15 protein-coding genes are annotated in these 14,848 nt (G+C 70.7%); 6 read left to right on the top strand and 9 right to left on the bottom strand.

Annotated elements, in window-relative coordinates; translation table 11 throughout:
- Positions 1-25: 25 nt before the first annotated feature.
- On the top strand, positions 26-1,072 hold the full coding sequence (locus P1K31_RS14080) for a hypothetical protein (protein WP_276303961.1): 1,047 nt from the start codon (positions 26-28) through the stop codon (positions 1,070-1,072).
- Positions 1,073-1,142: 70 nt separating this feature from the next.
- On the top strand, positions 1,143-1,604 hold the full coding sequence (locus tag P1K31_RS14085) for a luciferase domain-containing protein (RefSeq protein ID WP_276303962.1): 462 nt from the start codon (positions 1,143-1,145) through the stop codon (positions 1,602-1,604).
- A gap of 23 nt (positions 1,605-1,627) precedes the next feature.
- On the opposite strand, the gene P1K31_RS14090 is transcribed toward P1K31_RS14085, so the two are convergent.
- Positions 1,628-2,131 carry a DUF367 family protein gene (locus P1K31_RS14090; protein ID WP_276303963.1) on the bottom strand — a complete coding sequence of 168 codons (504 nt, stop codon included), beginning with the start codon at positions 2,129-2,131 and terminating at the stop codon, positions 1,628-1,630.
- Between the two features lie 138 nt (positions 2,132-2,269).
- Entirely contained in the window at positions 2,270-3,589 is a 1,320-nt protein-coding gene (locus tag P1K31_RS14095) for a sulfatase (protein WP_276303964.1), read from the bottom strand.
- Positions 3,590-3,742: 153 nt separating this feature from the next.
- Between P1K31_RS14095 and P1K31_RS14100 the strand changes: the two genes are divergently transcribed.
- Entirely contained in the window at positions 3,743-4,099 is a 357-nt protein-coding gene (locus tag P1K31_RS14100) for a nuclear transport factor 2 family protein (RefSeq protein ID WP_276303965.1), read from the top strand.
- Between the two features lie 18 nt (positions 4,100-4,117).
- Here the strand turns inward: P1K31_RS14100 and P1K31_RS14105 are convergent, their stop codons facing one another.
- The 3 genes from P1K31_RS14105 to serS form a co-directional block, all read right to left on the bottom strand.
- Complete coding sequence (locus P1K31_RS14105) at positions 4,118-4,816, bottom strand: hypothetical protein (RefSeq protein WP_276303966.1); 699 nt, start codon at positions 4,814-4,816, stop codon at positions 4,118-4,120.
- Between the two features lie 86 nt (positions 4,817-4,902).
- Complete coding sequence (locus P1K31_RS14110) at positions 4,903-5,277, bottom strand: SHOCT domain-containing protein (RefSeq protein ID WP_276303967.1); 375 nt, start codon at positions 5,275-5,277, stop codon at positions 4,903-4,905.
- A 69-nt stretch (positions 5,278-5,346) separates the two neighbouring features.
- Positions 5,347-6,729 (bottom strand): serine--tRNA ligase, encoded by a 1,383-nt coding sequence (serS, locus tag P1K31_RS14115; RefSeq protein ID WP_276303968.1) that lies wholly within the window; start codon positions 6,727-6,729, stop codon positions 5,347-5,349.
- 114 nt (positions 6,730-6,843) lie between these two features.
- Here serS and P1K31_RS14120 point away from each other — a divergent pair, with 114 nt between their 5' ends.
- From P1K31_RS14120 to P1K31_RS14130, 3 genes are all read left to right on the top strand, one after another.
- Entirely contained in the window at positions 6,844-7,632 is a 789-nt protein-coding gene (locus P1K31_RS14120; RefSeq protein ID WP_276303969.1) for an SDR family NAD(P)-dependent oxidoreductase, read from the top strand.
- 44 nt (positions 7,633-7,676) lie between these two features.
- On the top strand, positions 7,677-8,594 hold the full coding sequence (locus P1K31_RS14125; protein WP_276303970.1) for an MBL fold metallo-hydrolase: 918 nt from the start codon (positions 7,677-7,679) through the stop codon (positions 8,592-8,594).
- A 164-nt stretch (positions 8,595-8,758) separates the two neighbouring features.
- Positions 8,759-10,618 (top strand): cation:proton antiporter domain-containing protein, encoded by a 1,860-nt coding sequence (locus P1K31_RS14130; protein ID WP_276303971.1) that lies wholly within the window; start codon positions 8,759-8,761, stop codon positions 10,616-10,618.
- Positions 10,619-10,669: 51 nt separating this feature from the next.
- On the opposite strand, the gene P1K31_RS14135 is transcribed toward P1K31_RS14130, so the two are convergent.
- The 4 genes from P1K31_RS14135 to P1K31_RS14150 all read right to left on the bottom strand — a co-directional run bounded on the left by P1K31_RS14135 (position 10,670) and on the right by P1K31_RS14150 (position 14,739).
- A complete protein-coding gene (locus P1K31_RS14135; protein ID WP_276303972.1) occupies positions 10,670-11,749 on the bottom strand; it encodes a BtrH N-terminal domain-containing protein in 1,080 nt (359 codons plus the stop codon).
- A 78-nt stretch (positions 11,750-11,827) separates the two neighbouring features.
- Positions 11,828-12,643, bottom strand: coding sequence for an ABC transporter permease (locus tag P1K31_RS14140; protein WP_276303973.1), 816 nt, complete (start codon positions 12,641-12,643; stop codon positions 11,828-11,830).
- Complete coding sequence (locus P1K31_RS14145) at positions 12,640-13,311, bottom strand: ABC transporter ATP-binding protein (protein ID WP_276303974.1); 672 nt, start codon at positions 13,309-13,311, stop codon at positions 12,640-12,642. Before P1K31_RS14145 ends, P1K31_RS14140 begins: the two co-directional genes overlap by 4 nt.
- A gap of 291 nt (positions 13,312-13,602) precedes the next feature.
- Entirely contained in the window at positions 13,603-14,739 is a 1,137-nt protein-coding gene (locus P1K31_RS14150; protein WP_276303975.1) for a thiolase family protein, read from the bottom strand.
- Positions 14,740-14,848: the final 109 nt, after the last annotated feature.

The raw sequence follows: 14,848 nt of genomic DNA on the forward strand, positions 1-14,848 counted from the left end.
AGGGGCTCGCCGCCCTTTCGACGGTATGGCGCTGTTCGACCGCCTCGCCGACCTCCCGCTGGTGATAGAGGGCCACGATCGCTCGACGCAGACGCGCGCGACGTCGTCCGGGTTCGACCGCACGACGACCACGTTCGCACTCCGCGGCGGGGGCGAGACGGGGAAGGGCGAGGACGTGACCTACGACGCCGAGGACCACGAGCGCCTCGCCCGGTCGGGGATCGACGCGGACCTCGCGGGCGAGTACACGTTCGCGGAGTTCTCCGACTCGCTGGACGACGAGGCGCTCTTCCCCGAGCCCCCCGAGCGGGAGACGGGGTACCACTACCGCCGGTGGGCGGTCGAGAGCGCGGCGCTCGACCTGGCGCTCCGGCAGGCCGACGCCGACCTCGCGAGCGCGCTCGACCTGACGTACGACTCCGTCAGGTTCGTCGTGAGCACGCGCCTCGGCGAGCCGCCCTCCGTCGCCCGCGTCGAGGCGCTCCTCGAGCGCTACCCCGACACGGAGTTCAAACTCGACCCGACGAGCGAGTGGGGCGACGGTCTCGTCGACGCGCTGGCGGCCACGGGGCGGGTGCGCATCCTCGACCTGAAGGGCCAGTACCACGGGACGGAGGTCGACCAGACGCCCGACCCGGCGCTCTACCGGCGGGTGATCCGCGGGTTCCCCGAGGCGGTCGTCGAGGACCCGGCGATCGTCGAGGGGACGGAGTCGATCGTGACGGACGCCGCCGAGCGCGTCTCGTGGGACGCGCCGATCACGGGCGTCGAGAGCATCCGCGAACTCCCGTTCGAGCCGTCGTGGCTCAACGTCAAGCCCTCCCGGTTCGGCACCGTCGAGTCGCTGCTCGACAGCGTCGAGTACGCCCTCGATCGGGGGATGAACCTCTACGGCGGCGGGCAGTTCGAACTCGACGTGGGGCGCGGCCAGGCGCAGGCGCTCGCGTCGGTTCTCTATCCCGACGGACCGAACGACGTCGCCCCCGGCGCGTACAACGACCCCGACGTGTCCGAGGGGTTGCCGACCAGCCCCCTCGCGCCGCCGGCCGACCCACGGGGGTTCCGCTGGTAGCGCCCGAAACCGCCGTCAGTCGGCAGTCTGCCGGCACTGCGTTCATATCCGCGAACGCCGTATCTCCGGTATGAGTATCGATACCAATCTAGATTCTTCCTCGCGCGTCGAGGAGGTCATCGGCGAGGTCGCGCGCTGGCCGGGGATCACCGTCGCCGACCACCGCTACGGCGGTCGTGAGTTCCGACTCGGCGAGCGCGAGGTAGGACACGTCCACTACACGGGGACCGTCGACATCGCCTTCCCCAAACTCGTCCACGATGCCCTCGTTGACGCGGGCTGGACCGAGGCCCACCACGTCGTTCCTCACTCGACGTGGACCACGTTCCGCGTTCGCTCCGACGCCGACGTCCAGCGGGCGCTCGACCTCCTGCGCCTGTCGTACCTCTACAACGCGCTGAGCAGGGCCGACACTCCCGATGCTGCGGCCGCGCTCGACGCCGTCGACCTCGGCGCGGAACTCGACCGCATCGATCCGCCGACGGTCGTTCGCAAGCGCTTCGCCGCCCTCCGGGACCGCGTCGGGTACTGAACCCGCCCCGTCCGCGATTGCCGTTACTCCTCGCCCGCCTCCAGGTACTCCCGCTGGACGGCCACGACCGCAGAGGAGTCCGCGCAGTCGGCGTAGCGCCGCAGCGGTTCGTCGTTGAGTTCGAGGAAGGTGTGCCCCCAGCGGAACTTCGAGAGGATCCGCTCGGCGTGCTCGCGCTCGCCCAGGATGCACAGCGCGCCGGCGAACGCCTCGACGGTGTTGAGGCGGAAGGGCGTCCCGTAGCTGACCGGGTTCGCCGCGACCAGGAAGGGGAGCGCGCGGTGGTCGCCGCGCAGTCGGAACGCCTCCGCCTCGGCCGTCTCCCACGAGCAGTCGAGCGCGACGAGGGTCTCGTGCTCGCGGCCGTCGGCGGGCGAGAGCGCCCGCTCCGCGAACGGGTTCAGGACGATTCCCGGCGGCGTGGCGCGCGAGGAGCGGTGCAACTCGGCGAGGTCGAAGCGTGCGAGCTTGCGCGCGCTGCACTTCTTCGGGTCGTCGTCGCCCTCGTAGCGGACGTGGAGGTGCACGCCGCGAGTAGCGGGCGCGGGGGGAAAAGCGCCGCGTAAGCGGCTCCGCTACGGAACGGCCGAGCGCCCGGGAGAGCGCGCACGGTCGACGCGAGCCCCCGGCGGTGTCGGGGTTCCCGACGGCGTCGGCGCTCGCGGTCACTCGACGTATCCGAGGTCCCTCGGGTTCGACTCGACCGGCTCCGAGACGTTCGTCCCGTCGTAGTCGTCGCTCTTCCCGGCCCCGAGCCGGTGCTCCTCGCACCACGATCGGTGGCGTTCGAACGCGCGGACGAGGTCGGCGCGTCGGTCGTCCTCGGTCGGCGCGCCGTCGTGCTCGCCGTACGGCGTCCGGTACAGCGCGGGTTCGTCCGTTCCACGTTCCTCGATGAGCTTCCACTCCCCGACGCGAACGCCCGCCACGTCGGCGACGGCGTGGTGGATCGGCCCCGCGTCGGACTGGGGGATCAGGACGGACTTGCCGACCCACTGCTCCCGCCGCGAGACGCCCGTCGCGTCGGCGAGCGTCGGCGCGACGTCGACGTGCTGGGCGGTCGCCTCGATCCGTCCGTTCGCGCCGTCGACGAGTGCGGGCGACCGCACGACGAACGGGACCTGCGTCACGGAACTGTGGAGGCTCGCGGTGTGGACGTCGTGGTAGCGACCGAACTCCTCGCCGCGATCACCGGTCACGACGACGGTCGTCCCGTCGTCGACGGCGTCGAGGAGCCGGGCGAGCTGCGCGTCCGCGCTGCGGATCCCCGCGTCGTACGCGTCGATCGCCGCCCGATCGACCGTACCGCCCGCTTCGAGGTGTCGGCTCGGGTCGACGACGTGCTCGACGTCGGTGTCGCCGCGGAGCGCCGCGAGGTGGTCGTCCCACCGGGCGTACGGCGTGTGGGCGTCCGTCAGGTGGACCCACGCGAACCAGTCGCCCTCACGAGAACGGATCCAGTCGCGCGCCGCGTCGACGACCGCCGCGTCGACGACCACCGGACGGTACTGTCCGTCGTTGACCGCGCCGCGCACCCGGTAGAACGCGGGCGCGAGTCGCCGGAGCGCTCCGTTCGGGAGGTGCTCGATCGCGCGGACCTTCAGCCGATCCAGCGCGTCGATGTCCGTCTCGCGGAACGTCGAGACGTCGTCGAAGCGGTCGAACCCCTGCTGGTAGCCGTCGTCGCGCGTCAGAGAGCCGTTGAACGCGAACCCGGCGGTGTCGTAGCCCACGCTTCGAAACGTCCCGGCGAGGGTGAAGTCGATCCCCTCGGGGAGTCCGACGCCGTCGAACTGGGGACTGTACGCGCCGGTGTGGATCGTCCGGAGCGCCCGGCGCGTCCCCGGACTGTTCGCGTAGCCGTCGAGCGCGATCCCCTCCGCGGCGAGTCGGTCGAGCGTCGGCGTCGTCGGACGGTCGTACCCGTACGCCCCGACGTGATCCGCGCGTAGACAGCCGACCGTGACCAGAAGCGCATTCGCCATAATATGCAGACAACGTGATATAGTAATAAATTGGTCGGGAGGGGGTTCACGCTTCGACGGAGGTTTCGCGGGGAGGAGTCCGGTCGCCGGTCCTCGGCCGTCGATCCGCGGTGGGCCACCCGGATTCATCACCCGGGGGGTCCTTCCGCGACCATGGACGCCGCCGACCTCGCCCGCGAGTACTACCGCGCCATCGACGAGGCCGACTACGACGCGCTCGCGACCGTCCTCGCCCCCGGATTCGTCCACGACCGCCCCGACCGGACCATCGAGGGTCGGGACGCGTTCGTCCGGTTCATGCGCGAGGAGCGCCCCGACCCCGACACGACGCACGTCCTCGACGCGGTCTTCTCGGGTGAGGGCGCGGACGGCGAAGACGGTACGAGCGGCGAGGGGGTCGCGGTGCGGGGACGCCTCCTCCGCGAGGACGGCGAGGAGTGGTTCCGGTTCGTGGACGTGTTCGCGGTCGAGGACGGCGCGCTGGCGGGGCTGACGACGTACGCGCGGTGATCGCTGCCGGCCCGCGACCTACCAGCAGCCCTCGAGCGTCGTCTCCTCCATCGTCACGTCGAGGCCGTCGTCGGTGACGGCCACCGTCGGACAGGCGTAGCGCTCCGAGACGGGCCACTTCACCGTCTCCGCGAATCCGTCCTCGCCGCGCACCCTGAGCGCGTACGTACCGACGACCTCCCTTCGAAAGGACGTGATCGCGCCGGGTTCGACGACCTCCGGGCCGGCGACGGTGCGGCCGTCGTCCGCGATCGCCGCCGTCACCGGTTCCTCGCGGCCGTTACCGACGGTGAGCGTCCGGCCCGTCGGGAGCGTCGGTCGATCCTCGACGGCGACCCGCAGCACCGTCTCCCCGCCCTCCTGGGTCACGTCGGGGCGGTAGTACGTCCCGTCGCGCTCGACGTACGACACGGAGGGGTCGAGCGCCTGGAGGAGATACAGCGTCCCGTCGGTTGCGTACCGCCCGTCCTCGCGCGCCGCGTCGAACTCGGCGCGCACGTCGTCGGGCAGCGACGCGTACGGGACGATCACCCGGTCGCACCGCCGGTACCGTCGCTCCACCGTCGCGCTCTCGGTCTCGTTCGTACCGTTCGTGTCGCTCGTCGCCCGGAGTCCGAGCGTCTCGTTCCCCCCGTCCGTGGCCGTCGTGTCGGACGCGTCGAGGCACCCGGCGGCGGCGCCGGACGCAAACGTCACGAGGAACGTGCGTCGGAGCATACCCCCGACCTCTCCGTCGATCGGTAAGTACTTTCTACCCCGAGGACCGGTACGAGGGGCGACTCGACGGTCCGGTCAGTCCGGCGTCAGTCCGCGCCGCCGAGGCGCTCCCGTCGGCGATCGTACTCCTCGTCGCTGAGGTCCCCGCGCGCGTACGCCCGACGGAGTTCGGCGAGCGCGTCGTCCTGGGTCGCGGTCGCCCCCCGGAACAGGCCGTACGCGAGGACGACGACGGCGATCAGGCCGAGCGACCAGAGGAGGCCGCCGACCCACCACCACGTTCCGGCGGTGCCAGTACCCATCATCCACCCGCCGTGGCCGCCCCAGCCCCCGTCGGGACCCATCATCCAGCCGCCCGTCATCGGCCAGCCGCCGAGCAGCATCGCGACCAGCGGCGCGAGCAGGAGCGCCGCGAGCGCGACGAGTCCGAGGCGGACGAGCCTGTCTGTCGTCTCGTTCACGAGTGAAGGTAGCTCGCGCCCGGCTATCCCCCTGTCGGCGATTCCGCGGCGGCGGGAACGGCGCTCGGCCTACCCGCCGTTCGCGCCGAGGGCGCTCTCGCCGACCGGCTCGTGGCCCTCGATGACTGCCTGGCCGCCCATGTACGGACGGAGCGCCTCGGGCACCGTGACCGTGCCGTCGTCGTTCTGGTAGTACTCGAGGACGGCGACCATCACGCGCGGGAGGGCGAGTCCCGAGGCGTTGAGCGTGTGTAGGTACGCCGCCGACTCGTGGCGCTCGGGGCGGTAGCGCAGGCCCGCGCGCCGGGCCTGGAACGCCTCGAAGTTCGACGCCGAGGAGACCTCGAGCCAGCGGCCGCCCTCCTCGGGGCCGTCGGGCATGTCGTCCCCGGGTGCCCACACCTCGACGTCGTAGGTCTTCGCCGCGGTGAACCCCAGATCCCCCGTGCACAGTTCGATCACGCGGTAGGGAAGCCCTAGCCGCCGCAGAACGACCTCGGCCTCCTCGACCAGCCCCTCGAGGCGGTCGTAGCTCTCCTCGGGTTCGACGAAGTTGACGAGTTCGACCTTGTTGAACTGGTGGACGCGGACGATGCCGCGGGTCTCGGTGCCGTGCTCGCCCGCCTCGCGCCGGAAGTTCGGCGTGTAGGCCTGGTGTTTCAGCGGGAGGTCCTCGCGCAGGAGGATCTCGTCCGCGTACATGTTCGTCACGGGGACCTCAGCGGTGGGGCAGAGCCAGAGGTCCTCGTCGTCGTACTCGTCGAACTCGCTGCCGCCGATTCGGTAGGCGTCCTCGTTGAACTTCGGCAGCTGCCCCGTGCCGCGCATCGCGGTCGTCTTCACCGGGACGGGCGGGAAGACGTCCACGTACCCCTGCTCGCGGTGGACGTCGAGCATGAACTGGATCAGCGCGTGTTCGAGGCGCGCGCCGTCGCCCGTGAGGAAGTAGAAGCCGCTCCCGCTCACCTTCGCGCCGCGCGCCTCGTCGATGATCCGCAGCCGCTCGCCGAGTTCGTAGTGTGGCACGACGGGGTCGGGGAGGTCGCGCAGGTCGCCGAACCCCTCCCGCCGGAGTTCGACGTTGTCCGCCTCGCTCCCCCCCGGCGGCACGCTCTCGTGGGGCACCTGGGGCAGTTCGAGGAGGGCGGCCTCGAGGTCGGCCTCTAGCCCGTCGGCGCGCGCCTCCACGTCCTCCAGCTCCGCCTTGAGTTCCTGCGAGCGGTCGATGGCCTCCTGCGCCGCCTCCTCGTCGCCCTCGCGCTTGAGGTCGCCGATGCGCTGGCTGACCTGGTTGCGCTCGTGGCGGAGGTCGTCGCCGCGCGCCTTGCGCGAGCGCCACTCCTCGTCGATCTCGAGGATCGCGTCGAGGTCCACCTCCTCGTCCATCCCGCGCTTCTCTACGGCCTCGCGGACGACGTCCGGGTGATCCCGGACGAACTGCCTGCTCAACATGTCTTCCGCTTCCCCCGGACGCGACTAAGGCATGTCGCATCCCCGCCTCCCCGTCGCACGGTGCACCTCGCAGCGGCGCGTTTCTTGTCGCTGTGGGACCAAGTACGACCAGCCATGGCGAAGACACTTCCCGAGCTGTTCGACCTGACCGGCCAGACGGCGCTCGTGACCGGCGCGGGCAGCGGCATCGGCCGCGCGTACGCGGAGGGGCTCGCCGAGGCGGACGCGGCGGTCGCGTGCGTCGACGTGGACGGGAACGCGGCGACCCGAACCGCCGACTTGCTCCCGACCGACGCCATCGCCGTCCCGGCGGACGTCACGAGCGAGGAGGACGTCGCCGCCGCCGTCGAGCAGACAGCGAACGAGTTGGGCGGGCTCGACGCGGTCTTCCCCAACGCGGGCGTCGGCGGCGCGATCGCGCCCCTCGCCGAGCACGACCTCGGCGACTGGCGGCGCGTCGTCGAGGTGAACCTCACGGGCGTGTTCCTCACGGCGCGCGCGGCGGCGCAGCACTTCATCGAATCGGGGGACGGCGGCAGCATCACGAGCACGGCTTCGATCTACGGCCTCGTCGGGAGCTTCAACGGCGCGTCGCCGGCGTACACCGCGGCGAAGGGCGGCGTGGTCAACCTCACCCGGGACATGGCCGTCTCGCTCGCGCCCCACGGCGTCCGCGTGAACGCCATCGCCCCCGGCTTCGTCGAGACGGCGCTGTTCGCCGACGTCGACGTCTCCGAGGAGGAGATGGCCGCGTTCACGGAGGAGATCGAGCGCCGAACCCTCCTGGGGCGGCTCGCCCGCGCGGAGGAGCTCAAGGGGATCGCGGTGTTTCTGGCGTCCGACGCCGCGAGTTACGTCACCGGACAGACGTACCCCGTCGACGGCGGCTGGCTCTCGGTCTGAGGCTCGCCGAACCGCTTTTGCCTCCCCGGGACGCCCACTCACGCATGGCGATCGGCGACCTGTACGAGGTGGGAACGGAGGCGTGTGAGGGCTGCTACTACGTCGACGTGGGACTGTACGACAGACCGGCGTACGGCGCGGTCTACGTCGTCGACGCGGAGCGGCCCGCGGTCGTCGATACCGGCATGGGGACGCACTACGGGGCCGTCCTCGCCGCGATGGAGCGTCTCGGCATCGCGCCCGAGGACCTCGCGGTCATCGCGCCGACTCACGTCCACCTCGATCACGCGGGCGGCGCGGGCTACCTCGCCCGCGAGTGCCCGAACGCGTCGGTCCACGTCCACGGGATCGGCGCGCCGCACCTCGTCGATCCGGAGCGGCTCGTCGAGGGGACGAAGCGCGCCGTCGGCGATCAGTGGGAGTTCTACGCCGACCCGCTGCCCGTCCCCGAGGAGCGCGTCGTGACGCTCGCCGACGGCGACGCGATCGACCTCGGCGACCGCGAACTCCGCGTCCATCACGCCCCGGGACACGCCCCCCACCAGGTGGTGTTCGAACTCCCCGACGCGAGCGCCGTCTTCACCGCCGACGCCGCCGGCATCTACGTTCCGGCGATCGACGCGGTCGAGCCGACCACCCCGCCGCCGAACTTCGACTTCGATCAGAGCCTCGCCGACGTGGAGATGATCGAATCGCTCGACCCCGAGACGCTGCTCTACGCCCACTACGGTCCCGCTCCGGCCGACGGCTACCTCGCGGCGTACGCGAACCGCCTCGTCGACTGGGTGGCGGAGGTCGAGGCGGTCCGCGCGGACCTCGGCGACGACGCGGCCGTCGCCGAGCACTTCGCCGACGCGACGGCGGCGCGCATGGGCGACGTCTGGGGTGAGCGAAAGGCCCGCGGTGAGGGGAGGATGAACGCGCGCGGCGTCCTCCGCTATCTCGACGTTCGCGATCGATGAGGGGTCCCGTGGGCGCTCGCGCCGGTTAGCGGGCGTGAGCGAACGGCGTCGAAGGCGGTCCGCGACGGTTCGTCGCCGTCGCGCAGTCACCATCGACGGAGAATCGAAGGGCGTACCGGTGTTCTTTAAGCACGTGCGGACGTCAACCGCTCGTAGAGAGCACCGTGTCGAGCGAACTGATCCCCCTCGTGGCGGTCATCATCGCGGTCGGCGTGATCGCCCAGCTACTGGGCGACCGTTTCCGGATCCCGAGTATCATCTTCCTCATACTCGCGGGTATCGGGCTCGGCCCGGCCGGTATCGGCTTCATCTCCCGGGGAGCGTTCGGCGACGCGCTCCCCGCCATCGTCGGGCTCTCGGTCGCCATCATCGTCTTCGAGGGGGCGTTCCATCTCCACGTCGATAAGCTCCGCCAGGCCCCCCGCGAGACGGTCCGACTGGTGACGGTCGGGGCCACCATCGCGCTGGTCGGCACCGCCGTCGTCGTTCGCTACGCCCTCGGCGCCCCGTGGGACCTCTCGTTTCTCATCGGGGCGCTGCTGGTCGCGACGGGTCCGACGGTCATCACGCCCATCCTCGAGGTGGTGCCCGCGCGGAACCGCGTCGAGGCCGCGATGGAGACCGAGGGCATCGTCAACGACGTGACGGCGGCGATCATCGCCGTCGTCGTCTTCGAGGCGGTCGTCCTGGAGAGCGTCACCGGGCCGACGCTCCTCGAGGACTTCGTCGTCCGGCTCGGGGTGGGTGTCTTCGTCGGCATCGTCATGGCCGCGGCGCTGCGGTTCGGCCTCCGGTACGTCGATCTCTCGCCCGGCAACGCGCCCCAGAACGCCCGCCTGCTCGTCCTCGCGGGCGCACTCGTCGCCTACGGTGCCGCCGACATCGTTCGCGGCGAGGCGGGCATCGCCGCCGTCGCGACCGCGGGGATCATCCTCGGGAACCTCGACATCCCGTACGAGGAGGACATCGAGGACTTCAAGGGCGATCTCTCGCTCATCGTGCTCTCGTTCGTCTTCATCGCACTCGGGGCGCTCATTCGGTTCGCGGACATCGTCCAGCTCGGACTGGGCGGTATCGCGGTCGTCCTCGCGGTCGCGCTCGTCATTCGCCCGGCGCTCGTGTTCGTCTCGACGATCGGCGGTCGGTTCACCCTCAACGAGCGGGTGTTCATGAGCCTCGTCGCTCCACGCGGTATCATCCCCGCGTCCGTCGCCACGCTGTTCGCGGTCCAGTTGCAGGCGGAGGGGCAGGCCGCCGCGGCGACGCTCCTCGCCGGGACGGTCTTTCTCGTCATCCTCACGACGGTCCTCTTCGAGGGGGGACTCTCGCGGTACATCGCGGAATTCCTCGACGTCATACCCATGCGCGTACTCATCATCGGAGGCGGAACCGTGGGCCGCGCGCTCGCGGAGCGCCTCGAAGACAGGGGAGAGAACGTCGTCATCATCGACAACGACGGAGAGATGGTAGAGACGGCCCGCAACGCGGGTCACACCGTTCACATCGGCGACGGCACCGACACCGACGTCCTCCAGGCGGCCGGCGCCGGAAACGCGAAGACCCTGGTGGCCGCGACCGGTGACGACGACGTGAACCTCCTCGCGGCACAGCTCGCTAACTCCCGCTTCGAGATCGAGCGGGTCATCGCCCGGGTGAACAACCCGAACAACGTCGCGGCGTTCGAGGATCTCGGCGTGAAGACCATCTCGCCGACGATGGCGACCGCCCAGGCGCTCGACGACCTCATCGAGCGCCCCGCGCTCGCCAACTGGGTCTCCGGCCTCGGCGACACGGGCGACGTCCAGGAGATCGAGGTGACGGCAGACGACCTCGTCGGCCGCACCGTCCGCGAGGTCGGCCCGGAACTCCCGGGGGGCTGTCTCATCGCGCTGGTCAGTCGCAACGGCGACGCGCAGGTGCCCGACGCCGACTTCGAACTCCAGCACGGCGACCGGATCACGCTTCTCGGCGGACACGACGCCGTCCGCGAGGCGATGACGTTCTGCCACCCCGACCAGCGCTGAGACCGGCGACGTGACCGGCGAGACGCCGTGGACCGCCGGCGTCGAGGAGGCTCAGTCGAGGATCGACCGGTAGAGGGCTTCCTCCCGGTCCGCGAGTTCCGCGACGGCCTCGCTCGCCGCCGCGAGCCCCCTCGATAGCTCCGCCCCGTCCGCCTCGCTCGCCTCTTTCAACGTCTGGCCCGCGTCGGTCCAGGCGTCCGTGATCGCGGCCATCTCCTCGGTCACGCGCTCGCCGTAGGGGTGCTCGACGGTCCGGAGGAAGTCGCGCTGGAGGCCGCGGAACGCCCCGCCGCCCGTGCCCCGGCGCTCGACGTTCTGGTAGGCGAAGCGCGTCGTCCAGGCGGGGTCGGGGAGCGCGGTCCACCCCGGGAGGTCGGCGGCGAGCGCCCGGACGCCGTCGAGCCCGTGGACGCCGAACTCGCCGACCTCGTGGACCGCGTCGCGCGGGTCGAGCATGTACCGCGCCGTCGCCTCCGTGGCGGTCGCGACGGCCCTCTCCACGGGTACCCGGATCTCGGGGTCCGTCACGACGAGGTAGCGGTTGCGGGTGGGGTATCCCTCCTCGGGCGGGACGGTCATCGCCGCCCGCAGCGACTCGACCGGCACGCGCTGCGGTTCCGGAAACTCGCTGTCCGAGAGGACGACGTACTCCCCTCCGGTCCCGTCGCCCCCTCCGCCCCCCTCGCTCCCGTCGCCCTCGTCTTCCGCCCCCTCCTTCTCCCCCTCGCGCTCGAACTCACGCTCGTACCCCACGACGAGCAGCGCGTGCGGCGAGAAGTGCGTGTCCGTCCCGAAGTAGTCGAGGTGGTAGATGTCGGCGAAGACCAGCACGGGGTCGCCCGCATCCACGTGCGCCCGAATCTCGTCCCACGCCGTCGCCCAGTCCTCGCCCGACCGTTCCCCGTACCCGATACCGAGGTTCTCGAAGAACGCGCGTTCGAGGTACGGCGGCCGGCCGAAGAAGGCCCGGTGTGGCGAGTTCGGGAGTTCGAAGTAGGTGAACCCGAGCCCCGAGGCGAGGCCGAAGCAGGTCGGCTCGTCGAACCCCCAGCCGTAGTAGGTAGAGAGGTTGCGCAGGGACGTGGAGCCGCAGTGGCGTCCCGTCGCGTGCTCGTAGTCGGGAATGGGCATACCTCTCGATGGTGTGTCGTCGGGGTAAGTCGTTCCGGTGGGGCGGACGGCTCGGACGGGAGCGGGCGTTTCGCGTCGTCACTCGCCGTCGTCGATCTCCCTCAGTTGCTCGGCCTCCGTGAAGACGTACTTCCCGATCAGGAGGCTGCTGGTCATGCTCGTCAGGCCGCCCGCGCCGAAGATCATCGCCATGATGACGAACTGGTAGAGGGCGGCGTAGATCGGGTTCTCCCCGCCGAGGATCATCCCGGCCATGATCCCCGGGATCCACACCCATCCCAGGCTCTTCAGCGAGTCGATGACGGGGATGAGCGACGCCCGGACGCCCGTCTGGACGTGCCGGGAGACGACCGCCGCGGGCGGCGCGCCGAGGGCGAGGCCCGCCTCGATCTCGGCGCGGTTGGACGCGATCTCGCCCCTGAACCGGTCGAGCGCGAGCGAGTTGATCTGCATCGCGTTCGCGATGATCATGCTCCCGACGGGAACGAGGTTGCGGACCGTCGCCTCGATCGCGCCGGCGAGTGTCATCGTCACGATCACCAGCCCCGAGCCGAGGGCGATCGCGACGAAGGAGACGCGGACCACGCCGGGGAGCCCCTCGCCGCGCTCCTTCGAGATCCACGTCGCCCCGCCCATCATGGACAGCAGGATGACGCCGCTCCAGACGAGATCGACGGTCAGCAGGACGCCGACGATCGACCCCATCGCGACGATCTGCACGAGCCCCCGGGCCAGCGCGACGCCGAGTTCGCGCTCCAGCGCGAGCCCGCGGAACCGCGAGAGCCCGACGACGATCGCCGCGAGCGCGCCCGCGGCGGCGACCTGCGTCACCCCGGTGAGGAGCACGGGATCGGAGAGCTGTTCGAGGAGCCGCTCGACGACGGTCTCGATCACGGGAGCACCTCCTCGACCGGGCCGACCCGTTCGAGGCGTCCGTCCCGCAGCACCATCACGCGGTCGCCCATCCGCCGCGCCTGCTCCTCGTCGTGGGTGACCATCACGACGGTGAGATCGAGGTCGGAGATCAGCTCCGAGAGGAGGCCCTCGACGCGCGCTTCGGCCGCCGAGTCGAGGTGGGAGGTCGGCTCGTCGAGCAGCAGAACGTCCGGCTCGTTCAGCAGGGTGCGGGCGACGGCGACCCGCTGTCGCTCGCCGCCCGAGAGGTCCTCGACGTCCCGGTCGCCGTAGCCGGCGAGGCCGAGCCGCTGGAGCAGCTCCTCGACCCGCGACTCGTCGACCGGGTCGCCTCGGAGCCGCGGGCCGCGGGCGACGTTCTCGAACACCGTCCCGGGGACGAGCGCCGGATCCTGCGGGACGAGGCCGACCCGCCTGCGGAGCTCCCGGGGCGGGATCGTCCGGTAGTCCTCGCCACAGACCAGCACCGTCCCCGCCGTCGGCTCGTCGAGCCGGTCGAGCAGGCGGAGGAACGACGACTTCCCGGACCCCGACGGGCCGACGACGACGAGCACCGTCGACTCGGGGATCTCGACGGAGACGTCGTCGACGATGCGCTCGCCGTCGACGGTCCGCGAGAGGTTTCGCGTCTCGAGTATCGGCGTCATCTCACTACCGGTAGGGCGTCCTGGCTGTTCACTCCGACTATCGAAAGTACTTCTCATCGAGAAACGGGCAGCCGAGGACGGTTCTAATCGAACCGTGCGTATTCGGAACACTGTTCACGTGAGGAGGCGCGCGTCGTTCGACGAGCTTTTGCCGAGCGCGCGCTCGGCAAAAGCTCGATCAAAAGCACGTCGTCACTCCCGTCGGAGCGCGAACGGGGTGAGCGCTCCGGGGGTCGCTCCTCGGCCCGCTCGCTCCGCTCGCGGTGGGTGAAAAGATGGGGGTGTGAACCTCTACCGGAAGAACTCGATCGCCGCCCCCTGTCCGAAGCCGACGCACTCGGTGGCGATGCCCGCGTTCACGTCTCGCCGCGCCATCTCGTGGACGAGCGCGACGGGGAGGCGCGCGCCGCTCGCGCCGAGCGGGTGGCCGATGGCGATCGCGCCGCCGTTGACGTTGTACTTCTCGTCGTCGATGCCGAGTTCGCGCTGGCAGTAGAGACACTGGCTGGCGAACGCCTCGTTGAGTTCGACGAGGTCGTAGTCCTCGACGGTGCGGCCGGTGCGCTCCAGCAGCTTCCGGACGGCGGGGACCGGGCCGATCCCCATGACCGTCGGATCGACGCCCGCGACGCTGTTGTTGCCCACCTCGGCCATGATCTCGAGGCCGCGCTCCTCGGCGAAGGCCTTACTCGTGACGAGCAGGGCCGCCGCGCCGTCGGAGATCTGCGAGGCGTTGCCGGGCGTCACCGTGCCGTCGGCCTTGAACACCGTCGGGAGCTTTCCGAGGGCCTCGAGCGAGGTGTCGCGGCGGATGCCCTCGTCCTCGGTGACCAGCTTCTCCCCGTTGTCGATCGGGACGATCTGGTCCTCGAAGCGACCGGAGTCGGTCGCCTCGGCGGCGCGCTGCTGGCTGCGCAGGGCGTACTCGTCCTGCGCTTCGCGGGAGACGTCGTACTCCTCCGCGACCTTCTCCGCGGTCATCCCCATCGAGAGCTCGGCGACGTTGTAGTACTCGTTCATCCGGGGGTGGACGCTCCCCGTGTTCTCGCCCATCTTCACGCGGGACATGTTCTCGACGCCGCCCGCGATGATGGCGTCGCGCTGGCCGGCGCGTACCGCGTCGGACGCGCTGATGATCGCCTGCGCCGACGACGCGCACCAGCGGTTGATCGTCGTGGCCGGGACGGACTCGCCGAGGTCGGACAGGAGCGCGATGACCCGCGCGAGGTTGTTGCCCTGCTCGCCGCGCTGCTGGGCGCACCCCCACATCAGGTCGTCGACGTCCTCGCCCGCGAGCCCCGTCTCGGCGAGTATCTCGTCGACGAGCGGGATCGAGAGGTCCTCGCTGCGGACGTCGGCGAAGACGCCGTCTTCCTTCCCCTGCGGGGTGCGGTACGCGCGGACGACGACCGGTGTCGAATCTGCCATACCCGCACCAGTAGCTTCACAGTGTTAAACTTCACCGTACGAATTGCTAACAACTGCTGACCACCGATCGCGGGTTTGTGCGTCGCTGACGGGGGTGCGGGCGCTCAGA

Source organism: Halomarina halobia (genome assembly GCF_029338575.1).
Taxonomy (GTDB): domain Archaea; phylum Halobacteriota; class Halobacteria; order Halobacteriales; family Haloarculaceae; genus Halomarina; species Halomarina halobia.

Excerpts from the sequence above, each read along its gene's own strand:
- P1K31_RS14080 (WP_276303961.1), top strand. The coding sequence starts at position 26 with ATGGCGCTGTTCGACCGCCTCGCCGACCTCCCGCTGGTGATAGAGGGC.
- serS (WP_276303968.1), bottom strand. The coding sequence starts at position 6,729 with ATGTTGAGCAGGCAGTTCGTCCGGGATCACCCGGACGTCGTCCGCGAG.
- P1K31_RS14145 (WP_276303974.1), bottom strand. The coding sequence starts at position 13,311 with ATGACGCCGATACTCGAGACGCGAAACCTCTCGCGGACCGTCGACGGC.
- P1K31_RS14150 (WP_276303975.1), bottom strand. The coding sequence starts at position 14,739 with ATGGCAGATTCGACACCGGTCGTCGTCCGCGCGTACCGCACCCCGCAG.
- P1K31_RS14125 (WP_276303970.1), top strand. The coding sequence starts at position 7,677 with ATGGCGATCGGCGACCTGTACGAGGTGGGAACGGAGGCGTGTGAGGGC.
- P1K31_RS14085 (WP_276303962.1), top strand. The coding sequence starts at position 1,143 with ATGAGTATCGATACCAATCTAGATTCTTCCTCGCGCGTCGAGGAGGTC.
- P1K31_RS14105 (WP_276303966.1), bottom strand. The coding sequence starts at position 4,816 with ATGCTCCGACGCACGTTCCTCGTGACGTTTGCGTCCGGCGCCGCCGCC.
- P1K31_RS14095 (WP_276303964.1), bottom strand. The coding sequence starts at position 3,589 with ATGGCGAATGCGCTTCTGGTCACGGTCGGCTGTCTACGCGCGGATCAC.
- P1K31_RS14135 (WP_276303972.1), bottom strand. The coding sequence starts at position 11,749 with ATGCCCATTCCCGACTACGAGCACGCGACGGGACGCCACTGCGGCTCC.
- P1K31_RS14100 (WP_276303965.1), top strand. The coding sequence starts at position 3,743 with ATGGACGCCGCCGACCTCGCCCGCGAGTACTACCGCGCCATCGACGAG.
- P1K31_RS14120 (WP_276303969.1), top strand. The coding sequence starts at position 6,844 with ATGGCGAAGACACTTCCCGAGCTGTTCGACCTGACCGGCCAGACGGCG.